Genomic DNA, 1,703 nt, shown 5'->3' with positions numbered 1-1,703 from the left:
ACGAATGAAACCCGGCGATTTCTGTTTTGGCTCGATTCTTAGCTTTCCCAAAGCAACCTCCTGAACCTTTTCCAGGAAGTGTAGCCGTCTCGACGCTTTGCGTCTGAACCCTCGTTGGTAGGCTTACACAAAAACGGTGGAACCTGAGATTTCCCCTTGCACTCAAACCCACAACACACTATCTGGGCTGCAACGGTCTGTGAAAATGCTCACCGCACCCAGTGGGTGCGGTCGTGCGCGACCCCGGTCTGCTTTTTCTCAAGCCATTTTGCTCCAGATCTTTAGCCAAAATCCCTCACTCTTATCGCGCTTCTTAGGTTAAACCAAGCAGCATGGTTTCCACCCCTTTCGTGATTGGTTCGTCCTTGAGGTGATCGAGGTGTTTGGGGATTCGCTTGGTTTGCTCGGCCAAGCCTGACAATAACACCTGGTTGCTCTTACCCACGCCGGCCTCGTTTGCGTGGCGATCTCAATGGCTTAACCCATCCGATGCTTGACCAAAAGGGTTACTGGTATTGTTCCAATAGCGCCAAAAATTCAGCGTCGTTGGCAAACTTCTGCCAATCAGGATCCTCTGCGACGTGGGAAGCAGTAATCTTGTTTGTGGCCAAACAATGTTCTAATGAGGACAGAGCCTCGGCGCGTTTGCCTTGAAGCGCCAAGACACATGAAAAATTGTAACCCTCTTCAACGGGCTTCCCAAGGATCTCGGCGCGACGGTGGATCACTTTTTCGGCTTCTTTCAGCCACTTGTGCGCCTGATCCGGCGTTTCAGCAACATGAAAAAGTTTGAGATAGACAGCCGCTAAATTATTCAAAGTTCCATGATTGCTGGGTTCCAGCGCTAATGCTGATAGGTATTTTTTCACTGACTGTTTAAGTAATGATCTGGTCTTTATTGGACTATCTGCGAGCTCGGCTAGTTGGCTCAAATGATAACCACATTTATAAAGGGAATGATGATCATCAGGTTTGAGTTGGAGGACAGCGTTATATTGTTCGAATGCTTGTTCATGGCGGGATCGTGTCTCTTCGGGTGTAGCTGCGAGGGTGGCAAGTTCGCTTAACTCGAAACCGGAATTGAAAAGTGCCTGATGGTAATCAGGTTTGAGTTGAAGGGCAGCGGTATATTGTTCGAGAGCTTGTTCACGGAGGGATCGCGTCTCACCGAGTGTAGGAGCGAGGGCGGCAAGTTCGCTTAACTCTAAACCAGAGCCTAAATGGGAACGATGATCATCAGGTTTGAGTTGAAGGGCGGCGGTAAATTGTTCGAGTGCTTGTTCACGGAGGGATCGCGTCTCGTCGGGTGTCGTTGCAAGGGCGGCAAGTTTGCTTAACTCCAGACCAGAAGTGAAACGGACCTCATGGAAATCAGGTTTGAGTTGAAGGGCGGCGGTAAATTGTTCGATTGCTTGTTCACGGAGGGATCGCGTCTCGTCGGGTGTCGTTGCAAGGGCGGCAAGTTTGCTTAACTCCAGACCAGAAGTGAAACGGACCTCATGGAAATCAGGTTTGAGTTGAAGGGCAGCGGTGAATTGTTCGATTGCTTGTTCACGGCGGGATCGTGCCTCGTCGGGTGTAGGAGCGAGGGCGGCAAGTTCGCTTAACTCTAAACCAGAGCCTAAATGGGAACGATGATCATCAGGTTTGAGTTGAAGGGCGGCGGTAAATTGTTCGAGTGCTTGTTCACGGAGGGATCGCGT

2 protein-coding genes are annotated in these 1,703 nt (G+C 50.3%); both read right to left on the bottom strand.

Features of this window, described 5'->3' with window-relative positions; translation table 11 throughout:
* Window positions 1-313 precede the first annotated feature (313 nt).
* Complete coding sequence (locus J3U88_RS34885) at window positions 314-445, bottom strand: hypothetical protein (protein WP_279382673.1); 132 nt, start codon at window positions 443-445, stop codon at window positions 314-316.
* 61 nt (window positions 446-506) lie between these two features.
* A partial coding sequence (locus J3U88_RS33985) for a tetratricopeptide repeat protein (protein WP_207863675.1) occupies window positions 507-1,703 on the bottom strand: 1,197 nt, incomplete at its 5' end.

The organism is Acanthopleuribacter pedis, assembly GCF_017377855.1.
Classification (GTDB): Bacteria; Acidobacteriota; Holophagae; order Acanthopleuribacterales; family Acanthopleuribacteraceae; genus Acanthopleuribacter; species Acanthopleuribacter pedis.
The sequence above is the reverse complement of the archived record's forward strand: the minus strand, read 5'-3'. Positions and strand labels throughout refer to the sequence as shown.